The organism is Streptomyces sp. NPDC006012 (assembly GCF_042871185.1).
GTDB lineage: Bacteria > Actinomycetota > Actinomycetes > Streptomycetales > Streptomycetaceae > Streptomyces.
Map to the genome: position 1 here is coordinate 36,839 of NZ_JBIAIE010000009.1, position 25,563 is coordinate 62,401.

The 25,563-nt window shown below is 72.6% G+C and carries 24 protein-coding genes and 1 riboswitch; of the genes, 11 read left to right on the top strand and 13 right to left on the bottom strand.

Annotated elements, in window-relative coordinates; translation table 11 throughout:
• The first annotated feature begins 17 nt into the window (after positions 1-17).
• Positions 18-1,370 (top strand): class II 3-deoxy-7-phosphoheptulonate synthase, encoded by a 1,353-nt coding sequence (locus ACFYPJ_RS18265; RefSeq protein ID WP_389017694.1) that lies wholly within the window; start codon positions 18-20, stop codon positions 1,368-1,370.
• Positions 1,371-1,543: 173 nt separating this feature from the next.
• Positions 1,544-1,786, top strand: a complete 243-nt coding sequence (locus ACFYPJ_RS18270; RefSeq protein WP_389017697.1) for a bacterioferritin-associated ferredoxin — start codon at positions 1,544-1,546, stop codon at positions 1,784-1,786.
• 47 nt (positions 1,787-1,833) lie between these two features.
• Here ACFYPJ_RS18270 and bfr read toward each other — a convergent pair whose 3' ends face one another.
• Positions 1,834-2,313 (bottom strand): bacterioferritin, encoded by a 480-nt coding sequence (gene bfr, locus ACFYPJ_RS18275; protein WP_389017701.1) that lies wholly within the window; start codon positions 2,311-2,313, stop codon positions 1,834-1,836.
• 173 nt (positions 2,314-2,486) lie between these two features.
• On the opposite strand from bfr, the gene ACFYPJ_RS18280 reads away from it, so the two are divergent.
• A complete protein-coding gene (locus ACFYPJ_RS18280; RefSeq protein WP_389017704.1) occupies positions 2,487-3,128 on the top strand; it encodes a sulfite oxidase-like oxidoreductase in 642 nt (213 codons plus the stop codon).
• Between the two features lie 6 nt (positions 3,129-3,134).
• Here the strand turns inward: ACFYPJ_RS18280 and ACFYPJ_RS18285 are convergent, their stop codons facing one another.
• The 6 genes from ACFYPJ_RS18285 to thiO all read right to left on the bottom strand — a co-directional run bounded on the left by ACFYPJ_RS18285 (position 3,135) and on the right by thiO (position 9,112).
• Positions 3,135-3,614 carry a DUF4396 domain-containing protein gene (locus tag ACFYPJ_RS18285; protein ID WP_389017707.1) on the bottom strand — a complete coding sequence of 160 codons (480 nt, stop codon included), beginning with the start codon at positions 3,612-3,614 and terminating at the stop codon, positions 3,135-3,137.
• Between the two features lie 89 nt (positions 3,615-3,703).
• On the bottom strand, positions 3,704-4,606 hold the full coding sequence (locus ACFYPJ_RS18290) for a deoxyribonuclease IV (protein WP_389017709.1): 903 nt from the start codon (positions 4,604-4,606) through the stop codon (positions 3,704-3,706).
• 100 nt (positions 4,607-4,706) lie between these two features.
• Positions 4,707-6,638, bottom strand: coding sequence for a Stk1 family PASTA domain-containing Ser/Thr kinase (gene pknB, locus ACFYPJ_RS18295; RefSeq protein ID WP_389017712.1), 1,932 nt, complete (start codon positions 6,636-6,638; stop codon positions 4,707-4,709).
• A 315-nt stretch (positions 6,639-6,953) separates the two neighbouring features.
• Entirely contained in the window at positions 6,954-7,748 is a 795-nt protein-coding gene (locus ACFYPJ_RS18300) for a thiazole synthase (RefSeq protein WP_389017715.1), read from the bottom strand.
• Between the two features lie 3 nt (positions 7,749-7,751).
• Positions 7,752-7,952, bottom strand: a complete 201-nt coding sequence (gene thiS, locus ACFYPJ_RS18305) for a sulfur carrier protein ThiS (protein WP_389017717.1) — start codon at positions 7,950-7,952, stop codon at positions 7,752-7,754.
• Positions 7,949-9,112, bottom strand: coding sequence for a glycine oxidase ThiO (thiO, locus tag ACFYPJ_RS18310; protein ID WP_389017720.1), 1,164 nt, complete (start codon positions 9,110-9,112; stop codon positions 7,949-7,951). Before thiO ends, thiS begins: the two co-directional genes overlap by 4 nt.
• Positions 9,110-9,221, bottom strand: a riboswitch (TPP riboswitch). (Overlaps the previous gene by 3 nt.)
• A 225-nt stretch (positions 9,222-9,446) precedes the next feature.
• Here thiO and ACFYPJ_RS18315 point away from each other — a divergent pair.
• The 5 genes from ACFYPJ_RS18315 (at position 9,447) to ACFYPJ_RS18335 (ending at position 14,359) form a co-directional block, all read left to right on the top strand.
• On the top strand, positions 9,447-10,676 hold the full coding sequence (locus ACFYPJ_RS18315; protein ID WP_389018166.1) for an NAD(P)/FAD-dependent oxidoreductase: 1,230 nt from the start codon (positions 9,447-9,449) through the stop codon (positions 10,674-10,676).
• 67 nt (positions 10,677-10,743) lie between these two features.
• The gene (locus tag ACFYPJ_RS18320) at positions 10,744-11,109 is read left to right on the top strand and encodes an Rv2175c family DNA-binding protein (RefSeq protein ID WP_389017723.1); all 366 of its coding nucleotides are present in this window, start codon (positions 10,744-10,746) and stop codon (positions 11,107-11,109) included.
• 351 nt (positions 11,110-11,460) lie between these two features.
• Positions 11,461-12,204 (top strand): thiamine phosphate synthase, encoded by a 744-nt coding sequence (gene thiE, locus ACFYPJ_RS18325; RefSeq protein WP_389017726.1) that lies wholly within the window; start codon positions 11,461-11,463, stop codon positions 12,202-12,204.
• A 107-nt stretch (positions 12,205-12,311) separates the two neighbouring features.
• A complete protein-coding gene (gene metF / locus ACFYPJ_RS18330) occupies positions 12,312-13,235 on the top strand; it encodes a methylenetetrahydrofolate reductase [NAD(P)H] (RefSeq protein WP_389017729.1) in 924 nt (307 codons plus the stop codon).
• A 56-nt stretch (positions 13,236-13,291) separates the two neighbouring features.
• Positions 13,292-14,359, top strand: coding sequence for a hypothetical protein (locus tag ACFYPJ_RS18335; protein WP_389017732.1), 1,068 nt, complete (start codon positions 13,292-13,294; stop codon positions 14,357-14,359).
• Between the two features lie 25 nt (positions 14,360-14,384).
• Here ACFYPJ_RS18335 and ACFYPJ_RS18340 read toward each other — a convergent pair whose 3' ends face one another.
• The 3 genes from ACFYPJ_RS18340 to ACFYPJ_RS18350 all read right to left on the bottom strand — a co-directional run bounded on the left by ACFYPJ_RS18340 (position 14,385) and on the right by ACFYPJ_RS18350 (position 17,681).
• On the bottom strand, positions 14,385-15,926 hold the full coding sequence (locus tag ACFYPJ_RS18340; protein WP_389017735.1) for a phytoene desaturase family protein: 1,542 nt from the start codon (positions 15,924-15,926) through the stop codon (positions 14,385-14,387).
• Between the two features lie 155 nt (positions 15,927-16,081).
• Positions 16,082-16,696 (bottom strand): DUF4126 domain-containing protein, encoded by a 615-nt coding sequence (locus tag ACFYPJ_RS18345; protein ID WP_389017738.1) that lies wholly within the window; start codon positions 16,694-16,696, stop codon positions 16,082-16,084.
• 355 nt (positions 16,697-17,051) lie between these two features.
• On the bottom strand, positions 17,052-17,681 hold the full coding sequence (locus tag ACFYPJ_RS18350) for a TetR/AcrR family transcriptional regulator (protein ID WP_389017740.1): 630 nt from the start codon (positions 17,679-17,681) through the stop codon (positions 17,052-17,054).
• A 203-nt stretch (positions 17,682-17,884) separates the two neighbouring features.
• Between ACFYPJ_RS18350 and ACFYPJ_RS18355 the strand changes: the two genes are divergently transcribed.
• The 3 genes from ACFYPJ_RS18355 to ACFYPJ_RS18365 all read left to right on the top strand — a co-directional run bounded on the left by ACFYPJ_RS18355 (position 17,885) and on the right by ACFYPJ_RS18365 (position 20,175).
• Entirely contained in the window at positions 17,885-18,448 is a 564-nt protein-coding gene (locus ACFYPJ_RS18355) for an SAV_6107 family HEPN domain-containing protein (protein ID WP_389017742.1), read from the top strand.
• 224 nt (positions 18,449-18,672) lie between these two features.
• On the top strand, positions 18,673-19,500 hold the full coding sequence (locus ACFYPJ_RS18360; protein ID WP_389017745.1) for a methyltransferase: 828 nt from the start codon (positions 18,673-18,675) through the stop codon (positions 19,498-19,500).
• Positions 19,501-19,776: 276 nt separating this feature from the next.
• On the top strand, positions 19,777-20,175 hold the full coding sequence (locus ACFYPJ_RS18365; RefSeq protein ID WP_389017747.1) for a DUF3040 domain-containing protein: 399 nt from the start codon (positions 19,777-19,779) through the stop codon (positions 20,173-20,175).
• A gap of 341 nt (positions 20,176-20,516) precedes the next feature.
• On the opposite strand, the gene ACFYPJ_RS18370 is transcribed toward ACFYPJ_RS18365, so the two are convergent.
• The 3 genes from ACFYPJ_RS18370 to ACFYPJ_RS18380 all read right to left on the bottom strand — a co-directional run bounded on the left by ACFYPJ_RS18370 (position 20,517) and on the right by ACFYPJ_RS18380 (position 25,481).
• Positions 20,517-22,901: a DUF3488 and DUF4129 domain-containing transglutaminase family protein gene (locus ACFYPJ_RS18370; protein WP_389017750.1), complete on the bottom strand. Its 2,385-nt coding sequence runs from the start codon at positions 22,899-22,901 to the stop codon at positions 20,517-20,519.
• Between the two features lie 142 nt (positions 22,902-23,043).
• Positions 23,044-24,414, bottom strand: a complete 1,371-nt coding sequence (locus tag ACFYPJ_RS18375) for a DUF58 domain-containing protein (RefSeq protein WP_389017753.1) — start codon at positions 24,412-24,414, stop codon at positions 23,044-23,046.
• The gene (locus ACFYPJ_RS18380) at positions 24,414-25,481 is read right to left on the bottom strand and encodes an AAA family ATPase (protein WP_389017756.1); all 1,068 of its coding nucleotides are present in this window, start codon (positions 25,479-25,481) and stop codon (positions 24,414-24,416) included. Before ACFYPJ_RS18380 ends, ACFYPJ_RS18375 begins: the two co-directional genes overlap by 1 nt.
• Positions 25,482-25,563 lie beyond the last annotated feature (82 nt).

Here is a 25,563-nt window from a genome sequence, read left to right on the forward strand (position 1 = left end):
CCCGTAATGTTTACGGGGTGACCGTGAACGCTAAGACCAGCGCGAGCGCTGGCAACACCTGGCACGACCTGCCCGCGGCGCAGCAGCCCGAGTACCCCGACCCAGAGGCTCTGCGCGCGGCGATCGCGGACCTTGAGTCGTATCCGCCGCTCGTGTTCGCGGGCGAGTGCGACCAGCTGCGCGCCCGGATGGCGTCCGTCGCCAAGGGTGAGGCGTTCCTGCTCCAGGGCGGCGACTGCGCCGAGGCCTTCGACGCGGTGTCCGCGGACCACATCCGCAACAAGCTGAAGACGCTGCTCCAGATGGGTGCGGTGCTGACGTACGCGGCGTCGGTGCCGGTGGTGAAGGTGGGCCGGATCGCCGGCCAGTACTCCAAGCCGCGTTCGAAGCCCGTGGAGACCCGTGACGGGGTGACGCTGCCGGTGTACCGGGGCGACTCGGTCAACGGTTTCGACTTCACCGAGGCCAGCCGGATCCCGGATCCGGAGCGGCTGAAGCGGATGTACCACGCCTCCGCCTCGACGCTGAACCTGGTGCGCGCCTTCACCACCGGCGGCTACGCGGATCTGCGGCAGGTGCACGCCTGGAACCAGGACTTCGTGAAGTCGTCCCCGTCGGGCCAGCGCTACGAACAACTGGCCCGGGAGATCGACAACGCGCTGAACTTCATGCAGGCCTGCGGCGCGGACCCGGAGGAGTTCAAGACGGTCGAGTTCTTCTCCTCGCACGAGGCGCTGCTCCTCGACTACGAGTCCGCGCTGACGCGGGTCGACTCCCGTACCGGGAAGCTGTACGACGTGTCGGCGCACATGGTGTGGATCGGCGAGCGCACCCGGCAGCTGGATCATGCGCACATCGAGTTCGCGTCGAAGATCAACAACCCGCTGGGGATCAAGCTGGGTCCGAGCACGACGGCCGAGGAGGCGTTGCGCTACGTCGACCGCCTCGACCCGGAGCGTGACCCGGGCCGGCTGACCTTCATCGTCCGGATGGGCGCCGACAAGATCCGGGACCGGCTTCCCGAGCTGGTCGAGAAGGTGACGGCGTCGGGCGCGGTGGTGGCCTGGGTGACCGATCCGATGCACGGCAACACCTTCGAGGCCGCCTCGGGGCACAAGACCCGCCGGTTCGACGACGTCCTGGACGAGGTCAAGGGCTTCTTCGAGGTCCACAAGGCGCTCGGCACCCACCCGGGCGGTATCCACGTCGAGCTGACCGGGGACGACGTCACCGAGTGCGTGGGCGGCGGCGACGAGATCTTCGTCGACGATCTGCACCAGCGCTACGAGACGGCCTGCGACCCCCGGCTCAACCGCAGCCAGTCGCTCGACCTGGCCTTCCTCGTCGCCGAGATGTACCGGGACCAGTGACGCGGGCCGACCGGTGACACAGGTCACCGGCCACCGGCCACCGACGGGGCGCGGATCACACCTGATCCGCGCCCCGCTGCTCTTGCCCCACTCCTCGCGGCAGGTAAGGTTAGGTTTGCCTCACCGGGATTCGGGATGGCGTCAGCGACCGACCCCGGTGGGAGGTGGACCCCGTGTACGTCTGCAGTTGCTTCGGCATCACCGAGCAGCAGGTGAAGCAGCACACGCAGGACGGCGCCTGCACCCCCCGCGAGATCGCCGGTGCCTGCAAGGCGGGCACGGACTGCGGGTCGTGCGTGCGCCGGATCCAGGCGCTCCTCGGGCGCGACGCGGGCCCGCGCCGCCGGCCGGCCGAGCCGGTCCGCCCGGTGCCGGCCGCCGTCGAAGCGGTCGGGGACCTGGACGAGGCCGCCTGACTCCGCAACGTTCGGCTTGCTGTTCCTGGCTTCCGGTCGGGTGCCGCTCAGCCCTTCGGCTGCCCGATGACCCGCGAGATGTAGAGCGCCTCGCCCAGCTTGTCCACCAGTTCCAGCTGGGTGTCCAGATAGTCGATGTGGTGCTCCTCGTCCGCCAGGATCGCCTCGAAGATGTTCGCCGAGGTGATGTCCCCCTTGTCGCGCATCATCCTGATCCCGTGCCTGAGCCGGTCGATCGCCTCCACCTCGATCTGCCGGTCCGCCTCGAACATCTCCTTGACGGTCTGCCCCACCCGCACATGGAACAGCCGCTGGTAGTTCGGCAGCCCCTCCAGCAGCAGGATCCGGTCGGTCAGCACCTCGGCGTGCCGCATCTCGTCGAACGACTCGCTCCGGGTGTACTTCGCGAGCTTGTACCAGCCGAAGTTCTCCTGCATCTTCGCGTGCAGGAAGTACTGGTTGATCGCGGTGAGCTCGCCGGTGAGCTGCTCGTTGAGGATCTCGATGACCTCGGGGTCGCCCTGCATCGCCAAGGCTCCTTCCACAAGGGGGACGGGGGAGGGTGCGGCCGCATGGTGGTACCGGTGCAGAAGATCGTTCGGTAAGTGCGCTCCTTGTAAGTAAGTGCATGTCCGAGGCGGGTTGTCCTGTTATGTGCTCCTGGTCGGGTGCATCGCCCCGGGTCTGTCAGGATGGGGTCATGGGGCATCCGGTGGAGCGCTGGTCTGGAGAGTCGGGAGAGGACGTACGGTCCGGGCTTCCTCCGGGGCAGCGGCCGCAGCGCGGCTGGCCGGTCACGCACTACGGCCCGGTGCCCAAGTTCCGTCCCGAGCGCTGGGAGTTCAGGGTCTTCGGCGCCACCGCCGACGGGGCGAAGCACTGCTGGAACCACGACGGGTTCACGGCCCTGCCGTACGCCACGATCGTGGCCGACCTGCACTGCGTGACCAAGTTCAGCATGCTCGGGGCCGAGTGGGGCGGTGTCCCGGCGAGCGTGATCCTGGAGAGCGCCCCGCCCGCCCCGGACGTCACCCATGTGATGGTCTGGGCGGAGTACGGCTTCAGCGCCAACCTCCGCCTCTTCGACTTCGCCGCCGAGCGCACCGTCTTCGCGACGCACAAGGACGGCGAACTGCTCACCGCCGAGCACGGCTTCCCGGTCCGGCTCGTGGTGCCCCACCTGTACGCCTGGAAGGGGCCCAAATGGGTCCGCGGCGTCGAGTACATGACCGCCGACCGCCGTGGCTTCTGGGAGGAGCGCGGGTACCACAACATCGGCGACCCCTGGCGGGAGCAGCGCTACTCCTACCAGGAGGAGCCCGGGGACGGTCCTGAGTCCTGACCGGCCTCAGTGGTGGTACTGGTGCACCACCGCGTGGCCCTTGCCCCGTCCGATCGTCCACTTGTTGACCGGTGTGGTGATGACGAAGGCGGCCGCGAGCGATATCGCCAGCGTGGACCAGAACAGCGGGTCGCCGAGGTGTGCGTCCATCGCGTCCGGCCACAGCGCGATCACGCCGTTGTCGATCAGCTCCATCACGGCGATCGACAGGGTGTCCGCGGCCAGCGCCACGCGCACGGCGGTACGGAAGCCGACGCCGGCCTTCAGCACCCCGCGCAGCGTGAGCGAATAGCCGAAGAAGAACGCCAGCACGATCGCCAGGACCATGGTCGGCAGGTTGCCCCAGCCGAGCGCGGTGCCGACGACCATGCCGAGCACTTCGCCGATGGCGCAGCCCGTGAGGCAGTGCAGGGTGGCCTGGACGGCCATCGGCCAATCGGCCGCCGGTGCGTGGGTGTGCTGGTGTGCGTGCGTCTGGTGGTCCATGGGTGCCCCCGGAGTCGAGTGACGGTTCCTCGTGCGAGGAGTAGGAACCGTATACCCCTTGGGGGTATTCCCGGAATGGCGGCGGACCTTCAGCCGGCGGCGGTCCGCAGCTTCTTCAGCCGTGCCACGTCCGCCGCGTGTCCCTCCTTGCCGCCGGGCGTCTCGATGATCAGCGGTACGCCCGCGGTCGCCGGGTGCGTCATCAGCGCCCGGAACGGATCCGCGCCGATGTGCCCGGCGCCGATGTTCTCGTGCCGGTCCTTGTGGGCCCCCGCCGCCTCCTTGGAGTCATTGGCGTGGATCAGTTTCAGCCGCCCCTCGCCCACCGTGTCCACCAGCAGGTCCAGCGTCCGGTGCATGCCGCTCGGCCCGGTCAGGTCGTGCCCGGCGGCGAAGATGTGACAGGTGTCCAGGCACACGCCCAGCTTCGGGTGGGCGTCCAGCGCCGCGAAGTACGGCCCGAAGTCCCAGGTCCGGGAGCACAGCGACGCCCCCTGCCCGGCGGTCGACTCCAAGAGCAGGAACGGGTCGTCGTCCCGGGTCAGCTCGTCCAGCAGCGGCAGCAGGTGCTCGCGCACCTGCTTCAACGCCACCTCCCGCGCCCGTCCGCCGGTCGCGCTGCCCGTGTGCACGACCACGCCCAGCGCGCCGATCTCCCGCCCCCGCCGCAGCGAGTGCCGCAGCGAGGCCACCGACCTCTCCACGGTCGCCGAGGTGTGCGAGCCGAAGTTGATCAGGTACGGGGCATGCACGTACACCGGGATGGATTCCTGCCCGCACGCCGCGCGGAACGCCTCGTCCTGCCGGGGATTCCCGGTGGGGGTGGCCCAGCCGCGCGGGTTGGCCACGAAGACCTGCACGGTCTCCGCCTTCAGCTCCCGGGCGTACGACAGCCCCACGGAGTGCAGCCCACCGGCCACGGGGACGTGACCACCCACGGGATTGCGGGAACGGCCGTGCGCAGGGGCGGAACGGGACTGCTGACGCTTCACCCGTTCAGCCTGTCACGCCGGCCCGCTCCCAGGGAAAACGGGCCCAGCCGTCCGCGTTCCGCGCCTCGTCACCGGCCGGCCGCCATGACCGTCGTCGGCATCATCGGATCGTTATCGTGATCGTCGATCCCTTGGGTGCCGTCCTGCCCGCGTTCACCGACTGCTTCTCCACGGTGCTCCCGAACAGGCCCAGCAGCCCGCGGTCCTCCGAGACCTGGAACCCGGAGGCTTCCAGCTGCTTCTTCGCGTCGCCGACGCTGGTCCCGACCACGTCCGGGACCTCGATCATCTCCGGGCCCTTGGACAGCGTCAGCCGCACCGTGTCGCCCTCGGCGGCCTCGCTGTCGCCTTCCGGGGTCTGCTCGGCCACCGAGCCCGCGTCGTGCTCGGAGTTGACCTGCTCGGCGGAGACCTCCACCTTGAGCCCGGCTTCCTCCAGGTGCTCCCGCGCGCGGTCCAGGTCGTCACCGGTGACGTCGGGCACGTCGATCGGGCTGCCCTTGCTGACGGTGAGCGTGATCGCCGACCCCGCGCGCCGCACGGTGCCGGGCACCGGGTCGGTGCCGATCACCGAGTCCTTGGGCACGCTGTCGCTGAACGCGCGCGTGACCATGCCGGGCTCCAGGCCGCCCTGCCTCAGCAGCGCCTTGGCGTCGGCCAGGCCGTGGTCCGCGAGATCGGGCACCTTCACCGTCTCCGGGCCGTCGGAGACGGTCAGCGTCACCGAGTCGTTGTTGCGGATGCGGGCACCGGCCCCGGGCTCGGTGCTGATGACCGTGCCGCGCCGCACCGTGTCGCTGTAGGCGTGCTCGACCTGCCGGACGTCCAGCCCGGTCTCCCTGAGCCGCTCCCGCGCCTGTGCCTCGGTCTTCGCCAGCAGCGGCGGCACCCGCGTGAACTGCCCGGAGTTGATGTACCAGACGCCGATCCCGCCGCCGAGGACCACCAGTACGGCGACGACCAGCGAGAGAAGACCCCGCCCCGGCGGCACCGACCACCGCCGGGGCGGCAGCCCCGAAGTCTCGAACCGGGCCGTCCGGTTGCCGGCCGCGGCACCGGGGACGTCGTCGTCGTTCACGGGCAGCAGCCGCGGGATCGCCAGCGAACGCGGGATCACGCTCGTACGGTCCTCGGCGATGTCGTGCTCCGCGGCGAACGCCTGCGGCGGCACCGCGTCCAGCTGCTCGGCGGTCAGCTCCGCGCGGGCCCGCCGCACCTGGGCGAGCAGCGCCACGGCGTCGTTCGGCCGGCCCCCCGGAGCACGGGCGGTGGCCGAGGTGACCAGCTCGTCCAGCTCGTACGCCAGCCCGGCCACGGTGGCGGACGGCGGCGGCACGTCCTCGTGGAGGTGCTTGTAGAGCACCGTGACGGGAGAGTCCCCGTCGTGCGGCTTCGCACCGGTGAGCATTTCGTGCAGGACGACACCGCACGCGTACACGTCGACGCGTGGATCGGTGGTCCCGTTCTCGATCTGCTCGGGCGCGAGGTAGGCGACGGTTCCCAGCACGGCTCCCGTCGTACTGGTCACGGTGTCCACCGAGCGCACCAGCCCGAAGTCGGCGACCTTGACCCGCCCGTCGTCCCCGATGAGCACGTTCTCGGGCTTCATGTCCCGGTGCACGAACCCGGCCCGGTGCGCGGCGCCGAGCGCGGCGAGCACCGGCTCCAGGATGTCCAGCGCGGCCCGCGGCTGCAGCGCACCCCGCTCACGCAGCACGTCGCGCAGCGTGCACCCGGCGACGTACTCCATGGCGAGATAGACGTACGCCCGGTCCATGCCCTGGTCGAAGACCTGTACGACGTTCGGGTGGGCGAGCCGGGCCACCGACTTCGCCTCCCGGATGAACCGTTCGACGAACGATCCGTCGGCAGCGAGGGCCGGATGCATCACCTTGAGCGCGAGGATGCGGTCCAGACGGGTGTCCAGGGCCCGGTAGACCGTGGCCATCCCGCCGACCGCGATCCGTGCGTCGACGCGGTAGCGGCCGTCGAGCACCTGCCCGACCAGGGGGTCCTGAAGGGTCGTGTCCACGCAGGTGAGTCTACGAGCCGGTACCGACACTCCTCGTCGTTACAGAGAGATCGGCCCGCGACTGCGGCCGACCTGTGACCCGTCCCACGACACCCCGTCACCCCCAGCCCGTGACCTGGGGTGACGGCCTCACCGCCCCACCCGCACCGACCCTGCTGAAAACCGCGCTGAAGCCCCCGCACCGGCCGCTCCCGTGTCTCCCCTCCCACCCGCAGCCGCCGACGGCGCCGGACTTCCGGGGGAAACGTCCACCGCTCGGCCGACAGCAAACGGGTGGTGCATGGGTGGGAGAGCATCCCGGCACGACAACCCCGCTCAGAACGCGGGCCGCTCCGGATCGAGCGATGCCAGGCCCGCCGCGGGGGACGACGCCTCGGCGAAGTGCCGACGGGGAATCCGTCCCGCCAGCCGCGCCAGACGCCCCGCGTCCACCGCGTGCCGCATCGCCGCGGCCATCCGTTCCGGTTGCTGCGAACGGGTGACGGCCGAGGCCAGCATGACCCCCGCGCATCCCAGCTCCATGGCCAGCGCCACGTCCGACGCCGTACCGGCTCCCGCGTCCAGGATCACCGGTACGCGCGCGTGCTCCACGATCAGCTGGAAGTTGTGCGGATTGCGGATCCCGAGCCCGGAACCGATCGGCGAGCCGAGCGGCATCACCGCCGCGCACCCCACGTCCTGAAGCTTCCGCGCCAGCACGGGATCGTCGTTCGTGTACGGCAGCACCGTGAAACCGTCGTCGACCAGGGTCTCCGCCGCGTCCAGCAACTCGATCGGATCCGGCAGCAGCGTCCGCTCGTCGGCGATCACCTCAAGCTTGATCAGATCGGACCCGAGCGCCTCCCGGGCCAGCCGTGCGGTCAGCACCGCCTCGCCCGCGGTGAAGCAGCCGGCCGTGTTGGGCAGCACCCGGATGCCGAGCCGTTCCAGCACCGAGAGCACGGACCCGTGCACATCGGGGTCGACCCGGCGCATCGCCACGGTGGTCAGTTCCGTTCCGGAGGCGACCAGCGCCCGCTCCAGCACGTCGAGGCTGGGCGCACCGCCGGTGCCCATGATCAACCGGGACGTGTAGGACGTACCGCCGAGGACGAAGGGATCGTCGGCCATGGTTCAGCCTCCTTGGACGGCGGTGAGGACTTCGACGCGGTCTCCCTCGCGCAGGGCGGTGGCGGGCCACTGCGCGCGCGGGACGACGGTTTCGTTGAGCGCGGCGGCCACTCCGCCGGGCGCCGTGGTGAGGGTCTGCACGAGGGCGTCCAGGGCCGTGCCGGGCGCGATCTCCCGGTGCTCCCCGTTGACGGAGATGATCATGCGGTCTGCTCCGTGAGGGCGGCGGCGCCGAAGCGCGCGGGGGTGAACGGACGGGCCTCCTCCGGGAGCGTCCCGGTGGTCAGGACGTGCGCCATGACATCCCCGGTGACCGGGGTGAGCAGCACGCCGTTGCGGTAGTGCCCGGTGGCCACGTGCAGCCCGTCGAGCGCGGTCGGGCCGAGCAGCGGCGCGTTGTCCGGGGAGCCGGGGCGCAGCCCGGCCCGGGTCTCGGTCAGCGGCAGCTCGGTGATCCCGGGCACCAGTTCGTGCGCGTCCCGCAGCAGCTCGTACACGCCGCCCGCGGTCACCGTGGTGTCCCAGCCCAGCTCCTCGTCGGTCGCTCCGACGACCAGCTCACCGTTCTCCCGCGGCACCAGGTAGACGTGGCTGCCGCGCACCACGGCCCGCACGGTCCGGCTCAGGAACGGCGCGTACCGCTTCGGCACGGTCAGCCGCAGCACCTGACCCTTCACCGGCCGCACCGGCGGCAGCACGGCCTCCGGCAGGCCCGCCAGCCGGCCGCTCAGGCTGCCGGCCGCGAGCACCACCTGGCCGGCGCCCAGCTCGGTGCCGTCCCCGGTGGTCACCCCGACGGCCCGGTCCCGCCGCACGGCGCAGCGCTCGGCCCAGGCGCGGTGGAACACCACTCCCGCCCGCTCGCAGGCCGCCAGCAGCGCCGCCGCGAGCCGCCGCGGGTCGATCTGGTGGTCGCCGTCCACCCGCAGCCCGCCCCGCACTCCGGGCGCGAGCATCGGCTCCAGACGGCGGCAGTCCCGGCCGGACAGCCACTCGGACTCCAGACCGGAGCGCTGTTGCAGCGCGTGCAGGTCGCGCAGGTGCGCGCGGTCGTCGGCGTCCAGCGCGACGGCGAGCGTGCCGCACCGGCGGTAGCCGAGGTCGCGGCCGGTCAGCTCGGTCAGCTCGGCCGCGAAGTCCGGATAGCGCCGCGCCGAGGCCAGGTTCAGGCCGAGCAGTGTCTGCTCGCCGTGGTGCAGTTCGGTGACCGCGGCCAGCATGCCGGCCGCGACCTGCGCGGCCCCGCCACCCGGCTCGGGGTCCACGACGGCCGTGGCGAATCCGCGCTGCGCGGCCCGCCAGGCCGTGACCAGGCCGATGATTCCGCCCCCGATGACGAGGACGTCTGGCGTACGTGACGACATGGGCGTCCAGCCCCTCCCTTCGCCGGCATGACCCGGATCAGGTTCGTACGGTCGGAGGCCGCCAGCCTCCCTCTCAGCCCGGTGCGTCCAGGCTCCCGCGAGTGCTTGTACGGTCGCCACCCTAGCCCGCCGCCGCCCGCCCCGGAAAGAAAGCCTCGGCCCGCGCCCTGCTCGCGGGCCCGGCCGGGCGGCGGGACGCGCACGGTGGGACGGCCGGCGCGGGCCCCCGGCGGACACGGGACGATCTCGTGTGCAGCAGGTCACTCAGCACGCCCCCTGACTGACAAATCGCCAGTTGACTATGGTGATCAGCGTGACCCAGCACACGCAGCACGTGAGCCAGCAGACGCAGCGACGGAGCACGTCACAGGGGCGGCGCGTGGTCGTCGCCGGCGCGGGCATGGCCGGGGTGCAGACCGCGGTCGCCCTGCGGGAACAGGGATTCGAGGGCACGGTGACCGTCGTCGGCGCGGAGCCCCACGCGCCGTACGACCGGCCACCGCTGTCCAAGGCCGTGCTGCTCGGCAAGGCCGAGGGCTCCGCCTTCGACGTCGATTTCGGTGCGCTCGGCATCGACCTCGAACTGGGCCGGGAGGCGCTCGGCGTGCGCCCCGGCGACCACGAGCTGGACACCGTGGCCGGTCCGGTGCCGTACGACGTCCTGGTCCTCGCCACCGGCGCCGAACCGATCCGGCTGCCCGGCGCGGAGGGCGTCCCCGGCGTGCACCTGCTGCGCACCCTCGACGACGCCCAGGCGCTGCGCCCGGTGCTCGCCCGGCAGCACGACATCGTGGTGGTCGGCGCGGGCTGGATCGGCGCCGAGTTCGCCACGGCGGCGCGCGAGGCGGGCTGCGCCGTCACGGTCGTCGAGGCCGCCGACCGCCCGCTCGCGGGCGCGCTCCCGGCCGAGGTCACGGCGCCGATGGCCGCCTGGTACGCGGACAGCGGCACCGAACTGCGCACCCACGCGCGCGTGGCGCGCGTCGAGCCCGGCGCGGTGGTGCTCGACGACGGCTCGCGGCTGCCCGCGGGCGCCGTCGTCGTCGGCATCGGCGCCCGCCCCGCCACCGCCTGGCTGGCCGGTTCCGGCATCGAGCTGGGCGCCCACCGCGAGGTCGTGGCCGACGACCATCTGCGCGCCTCCTCGCCGGACGTGTACGCGGTCGGCGACTGCGCGTCCTTCCCCTCCGCCCGGTACGGCGAGCGCCTGCTCGTCCACCACTGGGACAACGCCCTCCAGGGGCCGCGCACGGTCGCCGCGAACATCATCGGCGACACTCCGGCGGTCTACGATCCGGTGCCGTACTTCTGGTCCGAGCAGTTCGGCCGTTTCGTGCAGTACGTCGGCCACTACCCGGCGGCCGACACGCTGCAGTGGCGAGGCGACCCCGCCGGGCCCGCATGGAGCGTCTGCTGGCTGGGCGCGGGCCGGCTGGTCGCCCTGCTGGCCGTGGGCCGGCCGCGTGACCTGGCGCAGGGACGGCGGCTGATCGAGGCGGGCACGCCGATGGATCCGAAGCTGCTCGCCGACCCGGCGCGGCCGCTCAAGGAAGCTACCCTGTGACGCGCGAAACCCCCAGGTCGGACCGGCCTGGCTTCCGACTGTCGGTCCGGGATGGCACGCTGTTTCCGTGACCGAGATTGACGCAAAGATCGATGCTCTCGTCCCTGCATGGCTCACCCTCCCCGACATCGCCGAGCAGTTCGGCGTCGAGGTGACACGGGTGCGGCAGCTGGTCAAGGAGGGCCAGCTCATCGCCGTACGCCGTGGTGAGAACCGTGCGCTGCACGTCCCTGCCGCCTTCATCGACGGGGACAAGGTCGTCAAGGGCCTGTCCGGGACCCTGACGCTCCTGCGGGACGACGGCTTCACGGTCGAAGAGATGCTGGAGTGGCTTTTCACCCCGGACCCGAGCCTGCCCGGCACGCCCGCGCAGGCCCTCAGCGAGAACCGCGGTACGGAGGTGAAGCGCCGAGCCCAGGCGCTCGCCTTCTGATCCGAACGCCCTCCGACGTACGGGCCGCGGCCCCCGGACGGGCCGCGGCCGGGGCGCACCACGGCCCGAGGCCCGTCCGGCGCCCGGTCGCCGGACCGGGCGCCGCGCATCGCGCCAGGTCTCCGCACCCGGTGCCGCGCATCGCGCCCGCCCCGGCCGCCGGGCCGCCCTGCCCGGTCGGCCCGCCTGGACGGCCAGAACGGACGGTCCGCCCGGACGGTCCGAACGGGACGGCCAGGTCGGGACGGCCCGCCCGGACGGTCCGGCCCGTACGTCGCCGACACCGCACCACCGCCACCACCGCACCACCGCACCACCTCACCGACCTCGAACCCATCCCGGGGGACACGCATGCCGGACAGCGACACCACGGCCGACGACACCGCCATCACGGCCGACACCGAGACCGGCGCCGACGCCCGGACCACCGCCGGCACCGGCACCGCCGCCCGCGCGGCCCGTGACCGGCTCGCCGATGCCCGGCTCTATCTGTGCACGGACGCCCGCAGGCGCCAGGGCGACCTCGCCGAGTTCCTGGACGCGGTCCTGGCCGGCGGGGTCGACGTCGTGCAGCTGCGCGACAAGGGCATGGAGGCGGCCGAGGAGCTGGCGCACCTGGAAGTGTTCGCCGACGCCTGCGTGCGGCACGGCAAGCTGCTCGCGGTCAACGACCGCGCGGACGTCGCCCACGCCGCCGGCGCCGCCGTGCTCCACCTCGGGCAGGGCGACCTCCCCGTGCCCGCGGCCCGCGCCGTCCTCGGCGGCGACGTGCTCATAGGCCGCTCCACCCACGCCCCGGCGGAGGCCGCGGCGGCGGCCGTCCAGGACGGCGTGGACTACTTCTGCACCGGCCCGTGCTGGCCCACCCCCACCAAGCCCGGCCGCCCCGCGCCCGGCCTGGACCTGGTCCGGTACACGGCCGCGCTGGGCACCGCCCGGCCCTGGTTCGCCATCGGCGGCATCGACCTGGGCAACCTCGACGAGGTGCTGGACGCCGGGGCCCGCCGGGTGGTCGTCGTCCGCGCGATCACCGAGGCCGCCGACCCGGGAGCGGCGGCGGCCGAATTCATCGGGCGGCTGCGGCGGGCCGGCTAGCAATCACCTGGCCAGGCCCTGTCCAAGGGATGGACAAAGGTTCGGCAATTCGGGCAAATTTCCAGTGCGTGGTTGGGGGACCGGCCCGGCCTGGCTAACCTGCCGGTATGGCCCTTGGAACCGCATCCACCAGGACCGACCGCGCGCGCACTGTGCGTGACATCCTGAGCACCGGCAAGACGACGTACTCGTTCGAGTTCTACGCGCCGAAGACGCCCAAGGGTGAGCGGAGTCTGTGGAACGCGCTGCGCAGGGTCGAGGCGGTGGCCCCCGACTTCGTGTCCGTCACCTACGGCGCCGGCGGCACCACCCGGGCGACCACGGTCAAGGAGACCCAGCAGATCGTCGTCGACACCACGCTGACGCCGGTCGCGCACCTCACCGCCGTCAACCACTCCGTCGCCGAACTCCGCAACATCATCGGCCAGTACGCGGACGCCGGGATCCGCAACATGCTCGCGGTCCGCGGCGACCCGCCCGGCGACCCGATGGGCGAGTGGGTGCCGCACCCGAAGGGCCTGACCTACGCGGCCGAACTGGTCCGCCTCATCAAGGAGTCCGGCGACTTCTGCGTGGGCGTCGCCGCCTTCCCGGAGATGCATCCGCGCTCCACCGACTGGGACACCGATGTCGCGCGTTTCGTGGACAAATGCCGCGCGGGCGCCGACTACGCCATCACGCAGATGTTCTTCGAGCCGGAGTCGTATCTGCGGCTGCGCGACCGGGTCGCGGCGGCCGGTTGCGAAACCCCGGTCATCCCCGAGATCCTGCCGGTCACGAGCCTGCGGATGCTGGAGCGGCTGCCCCAGCTGAGCAACGCCCGGTTCCCGGACGCTCTGAAAGAACGGATCCGCGCGGCCGCGGACGATCCGGCGGCGGTACGCTCCATTGGCATCGAGTTCGCCACGGAGTTCTGCGCTCGGCTGCTGGCCGAGGGGGTGCCCGGACTGCACTTCATCACGCTCAACAACTCCACGGCGCCACTGGAGATCTACGAGAACCTGGGTCTGCACCATTCATCGCAGACCTAGACCGGCATCACCGAGATACGACACACTGCGTAGCGGTCACTGGGAGAGGGGCGTACATGGGCTGGGCGGTCCTCTACGTCGCGTTCGGCATCGTCGCGCTGTGGTTGCTCGGCGAGGTGCTGTTGCAGTACAAGGCGCGGTTGCGCTGGCGGCTGCTCGCGTTCGTCGGTTTCCTCGGTGTCGTCCTCGGTGTGCTGATGCCCTCCGTCGTCGTCATCGCGCTGGGCGCGGTGGCCTTCGCGGCCGGCCAGACGTACGTCACGCTGTCGTTCCGCCGCGGCTTCGTCGATGGCTGGGCGGTCCGCCGGGGACCGGACGGCGGCAAGCGCCGGGGCGGCGATCCCGACCACGGCGATCCCGACCACGAGGACGACGAGGACCACGATCCGCAGGCCCCGGGCCGGCAGGCGGCAGGGGCCGGCCAGGACGCGGACGCCGGTTACCGGCAGGACGGCGAGTACGGCCAGGACGGCGGTTACGGCCAGGACGGTTACGGCCAGGACGGTTACGGCCAGGACGGAGTCCCGCACGGTGGCCGCGAGGGCGACTACGACCGTGACGACGTGTTCGCCGCGGCCCGCCCCGGCCAGCCGGCCGCCGCCCACGCCACCACCGTCTACGAACCGCAGCCCATGCCCGAGGACACCGGCTCCTACGGCATATACGGCGACTCCGCCCACGCGGCCGCCGCCCAGCACCAGGACCCGGGCTACGCGGCCCACGCCCAGGGCGCCGACCAGGGCTATCCGTACGACTACTCCGGCTACGGCCAGCAACAGCAGTACGGCTACGACACGGGTGACCAGCAGCAGTACGCCAACTACTCCGACCCGTACGTCGGTGCCCAGAACTACGGCGGTGCCTCGTACGACGACGGCTACGGCGGTCAGCAGTACGGCCAACAGCCCTACGGCCAGGACCAGTACGGCACCGGCGGCTACGGCGAGACCCCGGCCGGCGGCGTCTGGGTCCCGCAGCAGCGCACCGACGAGACCTACGGCGGCGAACTCCCGCAGGAGCAGACCTACCCCTACCAGGGCGACGGTCAGCACCAGGGCCACGGCCAGCACCCGGGGCACGGCCAACAGCAGGGCAACGGGTACGACGAGCACTACCGCTTCTGACCGGCCGCCGCCCGGGCGGCGCAACTCACCGCGAGCCGCGGAAGTCCGGCCCCTCCACGATCAGCCCGGCGACCAGCGCGCCCGACATGCCGGCGTGCGGCAGACCACCGCCGGGGTGCGACCAGCCGCCGACCCCGAACAGGCCCGTTATCGCCGTGGCGTTGGACGGATGCAGCGTCCCCTCGGCCGCGGCCAGTGACGGCGGCGGGACGGCCCCGCCCTCCGCCCCCGTCTCCCGCGCGGTGTCCAGCGGCGTGCGCACCTCCCGCCACAGCACCCGCTCGCGCAGCCCCGGCACCGCCCGTTCGGCGGCGGCGACCATACGGTCCGCGAAGGCGTCGGCGGCGCCGGGCGCGGCCCAGTCGTAGCCCGCCGCGGACGGCACGGTCGCCGTCACCACCATGGACTCGTGCTCCGCGTCCGGACGCAGGGCGGGGTCGTCCGGGCGGTCGACGCGGACCGTGGGACGCTCGGGCGTGCCCTCCGTCGTGAACAGGTCCAACTCATCCGCAGCGGCCGGGGAATGCACCACCGTGCGGTGCGCCGCCCCCGGCTCGCGCCGGCCGCGCAGCGCGAGGCACACCACGACCCGGCCCGGGAACAGCCCCTCGGCGGTCGGCGGGACGGCATCCGGTCCGTACAGCTCCTGGCCGGGCAGCAGACCGCGCAGCCGCCAGGGGCCCGTGCCGAGGACCGCGTCCGCCTCGGCCACCGTCCGTCCTCCGGAGCCGGCGGCCCCGTCGGCGCCCGGGGCCAGCTCGACGCCCGCCGCGCGGCCGTCCTTCTCCAGGATCCCGGTGACCTCGGCGCCGAAGACGAACTCGACCCGGCGCCGCACGCACCGCTCGTACACCGCCCGCGCCAACTCCCTTATGCCGCCGCCCTGGACATACCAGACGCCGAAGGCGTGCTCCATGTACGGCAGCACGGCCGCGCTCGCCGGAGCGGTGCCGGGATCCAGGCCGTATCCGAGCGCGTAGCCCGCCAGCAGGGCGGCGAGCCGGGGATCACGCAGCTCCCAGGCCCCGATCTCGTCGAGCGTCCCGGCCCGCCGGGTGCGCAGCAGCCGCTTGTGCGGGACCGCCGGATAGGGCTCGCGGTCCGCCAGCACCGACCAGTTGGGCCACAGCGGCTCCTCCAGGAGGGGGCGGCGCGTGCGGTCCCAGGTCTCGCGGGCGCGCACCAGGAAGTCGCCCCAGCGCTGTCCCGTGCCGGCTCCCAGGGCCTCGTCCAGGGCCGCGACGACACCCGCGCGCGAGGCGTTCGGCAGCGACACCTCGGTGCCGTCCGCGAACACGTGCCGTGACGACGGGTCGACCTGAGTGAGCCGGACGCAGTCCTCCAGCGGCTCCTTGCCGGTCTTCAGGAACAGGTCGCGGTAGACCGCGGGCAGCGGCAGCACGCCCGGGCCCGTGTCGAAACCGAAGCCGTCCCGCTCGAAGCGGCGCACCGCTCCGCCGTACGTCTCCGTGCGCTCGTACACCACCACCCGGTGGCCTGCGACGGCCAGCCGGGCAGCGGCCGCCATCGCGCCCATCCCGGCGCCGATCACCGCAATCCGTGCCATGCCCGCGACTGTATCGACTGCCACTGACAGTCCGGACCGCAGGCGCCCGGTCGGCAGACGCGCGAGCGGGGCGGCGGGTCAGTCACAGCACCAGGCGGCTGAGTGGCCGGTCGTCAGGTGGCCGGGGCACGGTTCGTCAGGCGGCCGGGTGGCGGTCAGTCCGGCGGACGCGCGAGCCGGGCGGCCAGCCGTCGTTCCTCCCGCCGCTGCGCCCTGCGGCGCAGGAACCGCCGGATCCGGGAGACCAGCAGGCACAGCACGGCCACGCCCGCCGCCAGCAGCACCGCCGCGACGATCGCCGCCGCCTCCGGATGGAACATGGCGAAGGAGACGACCGCGCCCACACCGAGGTCCTCGGCCGTGCTCAGGATCAGATTGCTGACGGGTTCCGGCGAGGCGTTGACCGCCATCCGGGTCCCGGCCTTGACCGTGTGGCTGGCCAGCGCCGTCGAACCGCCGAGCAGACCCGCCGCCACATCCGTGAGCGAACCGCTCTGCCCGGCGAACAGCACCCCGACCCAGGCGCCCGCGAGCGGCCGGACCACGGTGTGCACGGAGTCCCACACCGAGTCGATGTACGGGATCTTGTCGGCGGCGGCCTCGCACAGGAACAGCGCGCCCGCCACGATGAGGACCTCGGGGCGCTGCAGCGTCTGCGGAACGCCGTCGCTCACCCCGGTCACGCCGAACAGGCCGAGCAGCAGCACCACGGCGTAGGCATTGATGCCGCTGGCCCAGCCGCTGGTGAACACCAGGGGGAGTACGGACACGGAGGCGATCGTAACCAGCCCGCCGTGCCATGTCCTGCGTACCGGTGCGGACGGCTGAGTACGGGTACCCAGGCGGCGAGATGAGTAGGTGCGCGGATGGGCCCCGACCTGCGGGAACGAGACAGTGGAAGCACGGCAGGGGGAGACGGCCCGGAACCGCCGGCACGGGGCGGCGGAACGGTGACTTCCCCCGGCCGCTCCTTCCGCCGGCTCGTCGGCGGAAGCGAGGCACGGGGGAACCCGGGGAAGACCACAACGGGTGGGTTTCCCACGGGGGACGTACGGGGGAGCAGGAAGAAGCGCCGGTCCGAGCCGGCCCGCGGGGGACGGGCCAGGGCGGACCGGCGTTTTCCTGTCAGCCCCTGCCGCTCACCCGTCCCTGCAGCAGCCGGGACAGGGCGGCGTGGACGTCGTCCAGGGAGCGCTTGGGCTGGAACGACTTCCAGTCCAGCGCCGCCACCAGCACCATGCCGACGAGCGCCGCCGCCGTCAGCGGGATGTCGATCTCCTCGCTGAACTCGCCGGCCGCCACCCCCGCGCGCAGCACCCCTTCCACCACCGCGACGACCTCCTGCCGCACCACGAGCAGGGTGGACTGCCAGACGCGGTTGGTGCGCCACAGCTCGGCCACGTACAGCTGGGTGAAGGCCGGGTAGCGCTCGATGAAGACGAGACCCGCGCGGATCATCGCGTCCAGGGCGTCCGCCTTGCCGCCGCCCTCGCGCGCGGTCCGTTCGGCGGCGTTCCGCAGGGAGGCGGTGAGCAGGCCCACGCCGTGCCGCAGCAACTCCTCGAAGAGGACCGACTTGCTCGCGAAGTTGTAGTAGACCGTGCCCTTCGCGACCCCGGCCCGCTCGGCGATCTCGTCCACCGTGGTCGCGGAGAAGCCCTGCTCGGCGATGAGCGTGACGGCTGCTTCGTAGAGCCTCAGCCGGGTGGCCTCGCGGCGCGTACCGCCGCCGTGCGCGGTGCTGCTGCTTTCCATGGTCCCGATTCTCACAGCAACGGGAGCGCCCCCGTCCCGCCCCTTGCAAGCGCACCGTCCCTGCCCCGCTCACCCCTCGACCCGAACTGTCGATCGAATCAAAAGTCCAGGTCAGAACGGATTGTCAGTGGCATACCGCACGATGGGCACATACGGCACCCCGGATCGGGGCGTGCCGTCACACAGACGACAGGAGGTTCGTCATGGCCAGCTCGTCCGCAGCAGCCGCTCACCGGCGCCGCGCATCCGGCCCTGCCCCCTCACTGACCGGCCCGGCGAGCGATGTGCACCCCGTGCTCCGCCGGGCCACGGCCCCGCCCGCCGCCCTCGACCTGCTAGCCAAGGCCCGTGCCGGACTCGACGAGGCCGCCGTCCTCACCACACCCAACGAGCGCTATGCCACCGCTCACCTCGCCGCCCTGCGCACCGCCGCCGCCGTCCTCGCCGCGCGGGCCCGCCCGGAGCCTGCGACAAGGCGCCGCGCCCGCATCCGCAGCGCCTGGGAGGTGCTCCCCGAGATAGCGCCCGAACTCACCGAATGGAGCGCCCTGTTCGCCTCCGGCGCCGCCCGCCGGGCCCGGGCCGAGGCAGGCATCCGGGACGCCGCGAGCCGCCGGGACGCCGACGACCTGATCAGGGACGCGGCGATGTTCGTCCGCATCGTCGAACGGATGCTGGTGCTCCAGCCCGTCCTGCCACAGCCCCGGCAGGACACCGGAGAACCGGCCGGCCGCGCCACCGGGAGGGAGCTGCCGGACACGGGCTGACAGCGGGCGGCTCCAGACCACGGTCCGGCCTACGGGACCCGGGCTCCCGGCCCGCAGGGGACCCGGACGGCCGGGCAACCCCGTGGTGACCAGGTACGGCGGCCGAGGCAATAGGGTGGAGAACGCCTGAAGCCCTCCCTCCTCCTGCGTCCCGGGCGGGGGAGGAGGGACACCGTTCGCGCCGCCGGGCAAACAGGCGGTGCCACGCCGAGGAGTCGACTGCCGTGCCGGACCCGATGCGACCGCCTGTCTCCCACCAGTGTCCGCAACCGGCATCGCTGCGCTCGGACCCTTCGCGGCCCCGCGCCTCGCTCCGTACCGCGGTGGTCTGGGAGGTCCTGCGCGACGCCCTCGACGGACGGACCAAGGCCACCGGACGGGAGTCGCTGGACGTCCTCGACACCGGAGGCGGCAGCGGCAACTTCGCCGTGCCCGTCGCCCGCCTCGGGCACCGTGTCACCGTCGTCGACCCCAGCCCGAACGCGCTGTTCGCGCTGGAGCGCCGGGCCGCCGAGGCCGGTGTCGCCGACCGGGTGCGGGGCGTCCAGGGCGATGTCCACGGCCTCTTCGACGTGGTCGAGCGCGGCGGTTTTGACGCGGTGCTGTGCCACGGCGTCCTGGAGTACGTCGACGAGCCGGCCGAGGGCGTCCGCAACGTGGTGGCGGCGCTGCGCACCGGAGGCGTCCTGAGCCTGCTCGCGGCCGGACTCGGCGGTGCCGTGTTCGCCCGTGCCCTGGCCGGCCACTTCACCGAGGCCAGGCAGGCCCTCGACGACCCCCAAGGCCGCTGGGGCGCCGGCGACCCGGTGCCCCGGCGCTTCACCGCGCAACAGCTCACCGCGCTGGTCGAGGGCGCGGGGCTCGCGGTCGGCGCCGTGCACGGTGTCCGGGTCTTCGCCGACCTGGTCCCCGGGGTTCTCGTCGACACCGAGCCCGGAGCCCTCGACGCCCTGCTGAAGCTGGAGGCGGCGGCGGCCGAGTTGCCGGCGTTCCACTCCGTGGCCACGCAGCTCCACGTGCTCGGCGAGGCGCCCGGCACCGGCGCCGCCTGAGTTGCCTTCAGGCACACCGCTGATCTGGGCCGCGACAGCAGATGGAGTACGCCACAGGCCCTCCGATCGAGGGGTTTGCGCCGTATGATCGAGGGAGACCGGACCGGCATGACGGCTCGGCTGCTGGGGAATGGAAGCTTCAGCGAGCCGGGACGGCCTTGGCGGGATCCGGTTGGCCAATTGGCCTAGAGGGGCGGGTTTCACGGGGGCGATTCCCTGCCTATCCTGAAGGGACCCCCCGGGTCGCCCCGGCGACTGCACGATGAGGAGGACTCCGTGCCGCTCTCGGAGCACGAGCAGCGCATGCTCGAGCAAATGGAGCGAGCGCTGTACGCCGAAGATCCCAAGTTCGCGACAGCGCTTGAGGGAAACGGGCTGCGCACGTACACCCGGCGACGGGTCTACCAGGCGGTCGCGGGATTCCTCGTAGGAATCGCGCTCCTCATGGCCGGTATGGTCGCACAGCAGATCTGGGTCAGCGTGGTGGGCTTTCTCGTCATGCTGGGGTGCGCGGTACTTGCCGTGACGGGCTGGCGCAAGGCCCCCAAGCCGGGTGAGCGGCCCGCGAGCGGTGCACCGCAGGCACCACGCCGCCAGGCACGCGCGAAGCGCTCCATGATGGACCGTATCGAGGAGCGCTGGCAGCGCCGCCGGGACGAGCAGGGCGGCCGCTAGAGACGCGAGGACGACGTTCGGACGCGCACGAGGGGTGATCACCCGCGAGGGGTGGTCGCCCCTCATGCACGTCGTCATGGGCCTGGGCCTGGCCCGTCCGGACCGCGAGCCCCCAGCACCTCAGCACCTGAGCCCCAGAGACGCTGAGTCCTTGAGGTCCTGAGCCCCTGAGTCTCACGGGTCCTGAGCTGCTGTCCCTGACCCTGCCCCTCGAACCGTCGCCGTCGCTCCCGCCTCTCGGTGACCTGGCCGGGGCCATATCGACCAGGGCACCGGGGAGCGGAGCGAAGGGCACAGGACCACAGGACACCTCCCGGTGCCGTCCCGGCGTTGTCCCTGCCTCAGCTTTCCTGGCCGGACGGCTTGCGCAGGGTGGGGCGTGCCGTCGTGATCCGTGCCTTGAGCGCCGTCGACCACGCCGACGCCGCCCACAGGGCGCGCACGGCCGAGCGCGGGGCGAACAACGCCCGCAGCCGCATACCACGGGTGGCCGTGCCGCCCAGTGCCCCGGCCACCCGGCGCACGTCCTGCGCGAGACCGGCCGTCGGCTGGGGCCGGGGCGCGTAGAGGGCCTGCTCCACGGCGTCCGCGACCCGGTGCACCGCGCTCCCATCCGCCCCGTCGAGACGCCCGAGCCGGACGATCCGGGCGGCCGCCCCGCGCGGGGTCTGCGACTCGTCCGGCGGGATCCCGAAGTCCCACGCGGTGTCCGTCAGCTCCTGCCACGCCGCCAGCGTGTGGGCCGCCGCGCCCTCCTCGGTGCGGGCATGCCCGCCCAGCCGCACGGCGCGCAGCCGTTTTCGCCACAGCAGCGGCGACAGCGGGATCAACAGGACGAGGAGTCCGCCGAGGGCCCACAGGGCCGACTGCCACCACTTCGGGCCGTCGTCCCCGCTGGACACCACGGCAGCCGCGGACGGGCTGTCGCACGCCTCCAGCTTCCGCATCTGCGCCGTGCAGCTCTCGCTCGCGGAGGCATCGGCGGACGGCTCCGTGGACGACTGCTGCGAAGGACGCGCCACGTCCGGCAGGGTCGTGCCCGGCGTGTCCGACAGCGTGTACGCGGGCGCCGTACCCCGCGTCGGGGTCGGCTCGAAGCGGGTCCAGCCCACGCCCTCGAAGTACAGCTCGGGCCAGGCGTGCGCGTCCTTCAGGCCGACCGACACCGTGCCGTCCGACTGCGGGGTACCGGGCGCGAAGCCGACCGCGACCCGGGCCGGGATGCCCAGGGTGCGGGCCATCGCGGCCATCGTGAAGGAGAAGTGGATGCAGAAGCCCTGCTTCTTCTCCAGAAACGTGGCGATCGCGTTCGGGCCCTGGCCCACCTGCACCTGGGTGTCGTACTGGAAGCCCCCGGTCACGGCGAAGTAGTCCTGGAGCCTGACGGCCTGCTCGTACTGGCTGGTCGCGCCCTCGGTGATCTGCTCGGCCGTCTTCGCCACCACGGACGGCAGCGACTTCGGCACGTGGGTGTACTCGCGCTTCAACGCCTCCGGTGCCTTTGGCGCGGCGGCCAGCTGGTCCGCCGTCGGCTGCACGTCCAGGCTGGTCACTTCGTACACCGTGCCACGGGTGTTCTGGCCGTGGTCGCCGACCAGGGTCATGCCCACCGGCTCGTAGCGCCACTTGCCGGGGACCTGCACGCTGCTCGGCGGGTACGGCATCGGCAGCCAGTCCTGTGCGTACCAGTCGGCGGCCGCGATCCGGGTCCTCACCTCCGAGCGCCGGACGCCCGGGCTCAGGCCGGCCGGCGTGGGGAACCGGTTCGGCACGCCGACGATGTGCCGCTGGGACGGCTTCCACGTGGTGCCGTCGAAGTCGTCCAGGGAGACGATCCGCAGATACAGGTCGGAGACGTCGGTCGAGTCGGTCTTCAGGGACAGGACCTGGCGGTCCTCGTCGACGTTCAGGCTGTCGCGCAGCGACACCAGGGGGTTGACCGCGGAGATGGTGCCGCCGTTGCCGTTGCCCGCCCCCATGCCGGATCTGGTGCTGTCCAGGAGGCCGCCCTGCATGGCCGGCAGGGCCAGGGGCACCGCCAGGGCGACGCCCAGCGCGACCACGCCGATGCGTCGGCCCGTGCGGACGGGGGCCACCGCGCCGCCCGACGGGCCGCCGGGGGAGCGGCCGGCGCCGCTGAAGACGCGGCCCCACTGGGAGAGCCGCTCCCGGCCCTCGGCGAGCAGCAGCATCAGATAGCCCGCGGCGGCGATCAGGAACCACAGCCAGTCCGTGCCGCCGTCGGACAGGCCCGCGGCGACGGAGTAGAGGGCCAGCAGGGGCAGCCCGGCGGGCGCCGCGCTGCGGAAGGTCACCGCGAGCATGTCCACGATCAGACCGATCACCAGGACACCGCCGATGAGCATCAGCCGGATGCCTTCGGACACGGGAGCCGGGATCGCGAACCTGCTGACGTCGTCCGAGCCCTGCTGGAGCAGGTCGGCGAAGTAGCGGAAGGTGTCCGGTCCGGGGATCAGACCGAGGAGCGCATGCCCCTGCGCGCAGACCAGGGTCAGCAACATGAGGCTCACCAGGGCCTGGGCCGCCACCGTCAGCGGCCGGGCCAGTGGCACCCGCCGGGTCACCGCGCCCACGCCCGTCTGCACCGCCACCAGGAAACCCGCCTGAAAGAGCCAGGTCATCGGGGTGACCAGCGGCAACAGGGCACACGCGGCCATCATCGTGGCCGCGGCGGCACACAGCGCGAGCCGTGCCCGTGAGCTCATGCCGCAACCGCCTGTCCGCCGCCCACGCCACCGCACCATGGGGCCGGCACCGCACCGCCGCCCGGCCGCACCCCGGCACCGTTCGTGACGCCCTGGCTCATGACGCCACCGTTCATGACGTCACTCTTCATGACGTCACCGTTCATGACCGTGCCTCCCCGCCGCTCAGCGCGGCCGCGCCCATGCGTTCCCGGTCCATCTGGCGCCACAGTTCGCCGAGCGCGGCGCCGCGCGGCACGCTCGCGGCCGTCCAGCCCGCCTCCCGCAGCAGCCGCAGCCGCTCCGCGGGCCCGTTCCCCGGGCCGGGCACGTCCGTCGGTTCCCGGATCCAGGTGTCCGGGTCCAGCAGGAAGACGACGGCGCCGCCGCCGCGCCGGCGCATCTTGGCGACCACGCCCGCCTGCTCCTCGTCCAGGTCGCCGATGAAGGCCACCAGCAGACCCTCGTTGCCGCCGCGCAGCACGTCGTACGCCCGGGACAGGCCCGTGCCGTCCGAGTGGTCGATCACGGCGAGGGTGTCCATCATCAGCCCGGCCGCGTCCGCCGTCTCCTGGCTGGAGCCGGCGAACCCGTCGGCGCCCTCCCCGGGCACCGAGTTGCCGGTGTCCGTCAACAGACGTACCGAGAAGCCCCGTTCGAGCATGTGCACCAGCACGGAGGCGGCGCCCGAGACCGCCCACTCGAAGGCCGAGTCCGGGCCCGCCCCCGCGAAGCCGATGCCCCGGGTGTCCAGCAGCACCGTGCACCGGGCGCGCTGCGGCTGCTCCTCGCGGCGCACCATCAGTTCGCCGTAGCGCGCGGTGGACCGCCAGTGCACCCGGCGCAGATCGTCGCCGTACCGGTAGCCGCGCGGGATCACGTCGTCCTCGCCGGCCAGGGCCAGCGAGCGCTGCCGTCCGTCGCCGTACCCCTTGGCCTCCCCGCCGAACCGCACCGGTGGCAGCGCCTCCACGCGCGGGATCACCGTCAGGGTGTCGTACGTCGAGAAGGAGCGGGTCAGCTCGCACATCCCGAACGGGTCGGTCAGGCGCAGTTGCAGCGGCCCGAGCGGGTAGCGGCCCCGCAGGTCCGAGCGGACCCGGTAGGAGACCTCCCGGCGGCCGCCCGGCTCCACCCGGTCGAGCACGAACCGGGGCCGCGGCCCGAGCACGTACGGCACCCGGTCCTGGAGCATCAGCAGGCCCGTGGGCAGCCGGGAGACGTTGTCCATCCGCAGATGGACCCGGGCCTCGCCGGCCGCGGGCACGCGGGAGGGGGAGAGCCGGCGGCTGCCCGCCACCCGGTAGCGGGTGCGGTAGAGCACCGTCGCGCAGACCAGGGGCAGCGCGGCCAGCAGCAGCCCGACCCGGAGCAGATCGCTCTGCCCCAGGACGTACGCGCAGATGGCGGCGGCGATGCCGGCCGCCAGGAACGAACGGCCGCGTGTGGTCAGCCCGCCCAGCGCGGTACGGACACCGCCCTTGTCGTCGCCCTCGGGCTCCGGCTGTCCGGTCCCCGTCCCCCCGCCGCCCATCACAGCCTCCGTGGCGGCTGCTTGCCGAACGCGGTCGCACCCAGTCCGCCGAAGCCGCTCTGCTGCGAGGCCGCGGGCACCGGTGTGCGCTGCAGGATCTCCTGGACCACCTGCTCCGACGTACGCCGGTTGAGCTGGGCCTGCGCGGTGGGCAGCAGCCGGTGCGCGAGCACCGCCACCGCCAGGGCCTGGATGTCGTCCGGCAGCGCGTACTCCCGGCCGGCCAGGGCTGCCGCGGCCTTCGCCGCGCGCAGTAGGTGCAGCGTCGCCCGCGGGGAGGCGCCGAGGCGCAGATCGGGGTGGGCGCGGGTGGCGGCGACCAGGTCCACCGCGTAGCGCCGGACGGTGTCCGCGACGTGCACGTCGCGGACCGCCTCGATCAGTTTCATGATCTCGTGTGCGTGGGCCACCGGCTGGAGGTCGTCCAGGGGCGAGGCGCCACCATGCACGTCCAGCATCCGCAACTCGGCCTCGACGCTGGGGTAGCCGACGGAGACACGGGCCATGAAGCGGTCGCGCTGGGCCTCCGGCAGCGGGTACGTGCCCTCCATCTCGACCGGGTTCTGCGTGGCCACCACCATGAAGGGGCCGGGCAGTTCATGGGTCTGCCCGTCGATGGTGACCTGACGCTCCTCCATGGACTCCAGCAGCGCGGACTGGGTCTTGGGCGAGGCGCGGTTGATCTCGTCGCCGATCACGATCTGGGCGAAGATGGCGCCCGGCTTGAACTCGAAGTCCCTGCGCTGCTGGTCCCAGATGGACACGCCGGTGATGTCCGACGGCAGCAGGTCGGGAGTGAACTGGATGCGGCGCACCGAGCAGTCGATGGACCGCGCCAGAGCCTTGGCCAGCATCGTCTTCCCCACGCCGGGGACATCCTCGATCAGGAGGTGCCCCTCGGCGAGCAGCACCGTCAGGGAAAGTCGTACGACCTCGGGCTTGCCCTCGATCACTCCTTCCACCGAACTGCGGACACGCTCCACAGTGGCGGTCAGGTCATCCCCCACCCGCGCATCCGCTCGGGCGGGGGCGCCTCCAAGGCTCGCTCGATCGTCATAGGTCGTCACCCGGCCCTCCTCGGCCCGTTCTCACTCCGGGCCGCCGCTTCTGCGCCGCGGACCGGCCCACCCCGAATCACGGACACCACAC

Excerpts from the sequence above, each read along its gene's own strand:
- bfr (WP_389017701.1), bottom strand. The coding sequence starts at position 2,313 with ATGCAGGGCGACCCCGAGGTCATCGAGATCCTCAACGAGCAGCTCACC.
- ACFYPJ_RS18280 (WP_389017704.1), top strand. The coding sequence starts at position 2,487 with ATGGGGCATCCGGTGGAGCGCTGGTCTGGAGAGTCGGGAGAGGACGTA.
- ACFYPJ_RS18285 (WP_389017707.1), bottom strand. The coding sequence starts at position 3,614 with ATGGACCACCAGACGCACGCACACCAGCACACCCACGCACCGGCGGCC.
- ACFYPJ_RS18300 (WP_389017715.1), bottom strand. The coding sequence starts at position 7,748 with ATGGCCGACGATCCCTTCGTCCTCGGCGGTACGTCCTACACGTCCCGG.
- thiS (WP_389017717.1), bottom strand. The coding sequence starts at position 7,952 with ATGATCATCTCCGTCAACGGGGAGCACCGGGAGATCGCGCCCGGCACG.
- thiO (WP_389017720.1), bottom strand. The coding sequence starts at position 9,112 with ATGTCGTCACGTACGCCAGACGTCCTCGTCATCGGGGGCGGAATCATC.
- thiE (WP_389017726.1), top strand. The coding sequence starts at position 11,461 with ATGCCGGACAGCGACACCACGGCCGACGACACCGCCATCACGGCCGAC.
- metF (WP_389017729.1), top strand. The coding sequence starts at position 12,312 with ATGGCCCTTGGAACCGCATCCACCAGGACCGACCGCGCGCGCACTGTG.
- ACFYPJ_RS18335 (WP_389017732.1), top strand. The coding sequence starts at position 13,292 with ATGGGCTGGGCGGTCCTCTACGTCGCGTTCGGCATCGTCGCGCTGTGG.
- ACFYPJ_RS18340 (WP_389017735.1), bottom strand. The coding sequence starts at position 15,926 with ATGGCACGGATTGCGGTGATCGGCGCCGGGATGGGCGCGATGGCGGCC.
- ACFYPJ_RS18350 (WP_389017740.1), bottom strand. The coding sequence starts at position 17,681 with ATGGAAAGCAGCAGCACCGCGCACGGCGGCGGTACGCGCCGCGAGGCC.
- ACFYPJ_RS18355 (WP_389017742.1), top strand. The coding sequence starts at position 17,885 with ATGGCCAGCTCGTCCGCAGCAGCCGCTCACCGGCGCCGCGCATCCGGC.
- ACFYPJ_RS18370 (WP_389017750.1), bottom strand. The coding sequence starts at position 22,901 with ATGAGCTCACGGGCACGGCTCGCGCTGTGTGCCGCCGCGGCCACGATG.
- ACFYPJ_RS18375 (WP_389017753.1), bottom strand. The coding sequence starts at position 24,414 with ATGGGCGGCGGGGGGACGGGGACCGGACAGCCGGAGCCCGAGGGCGAC.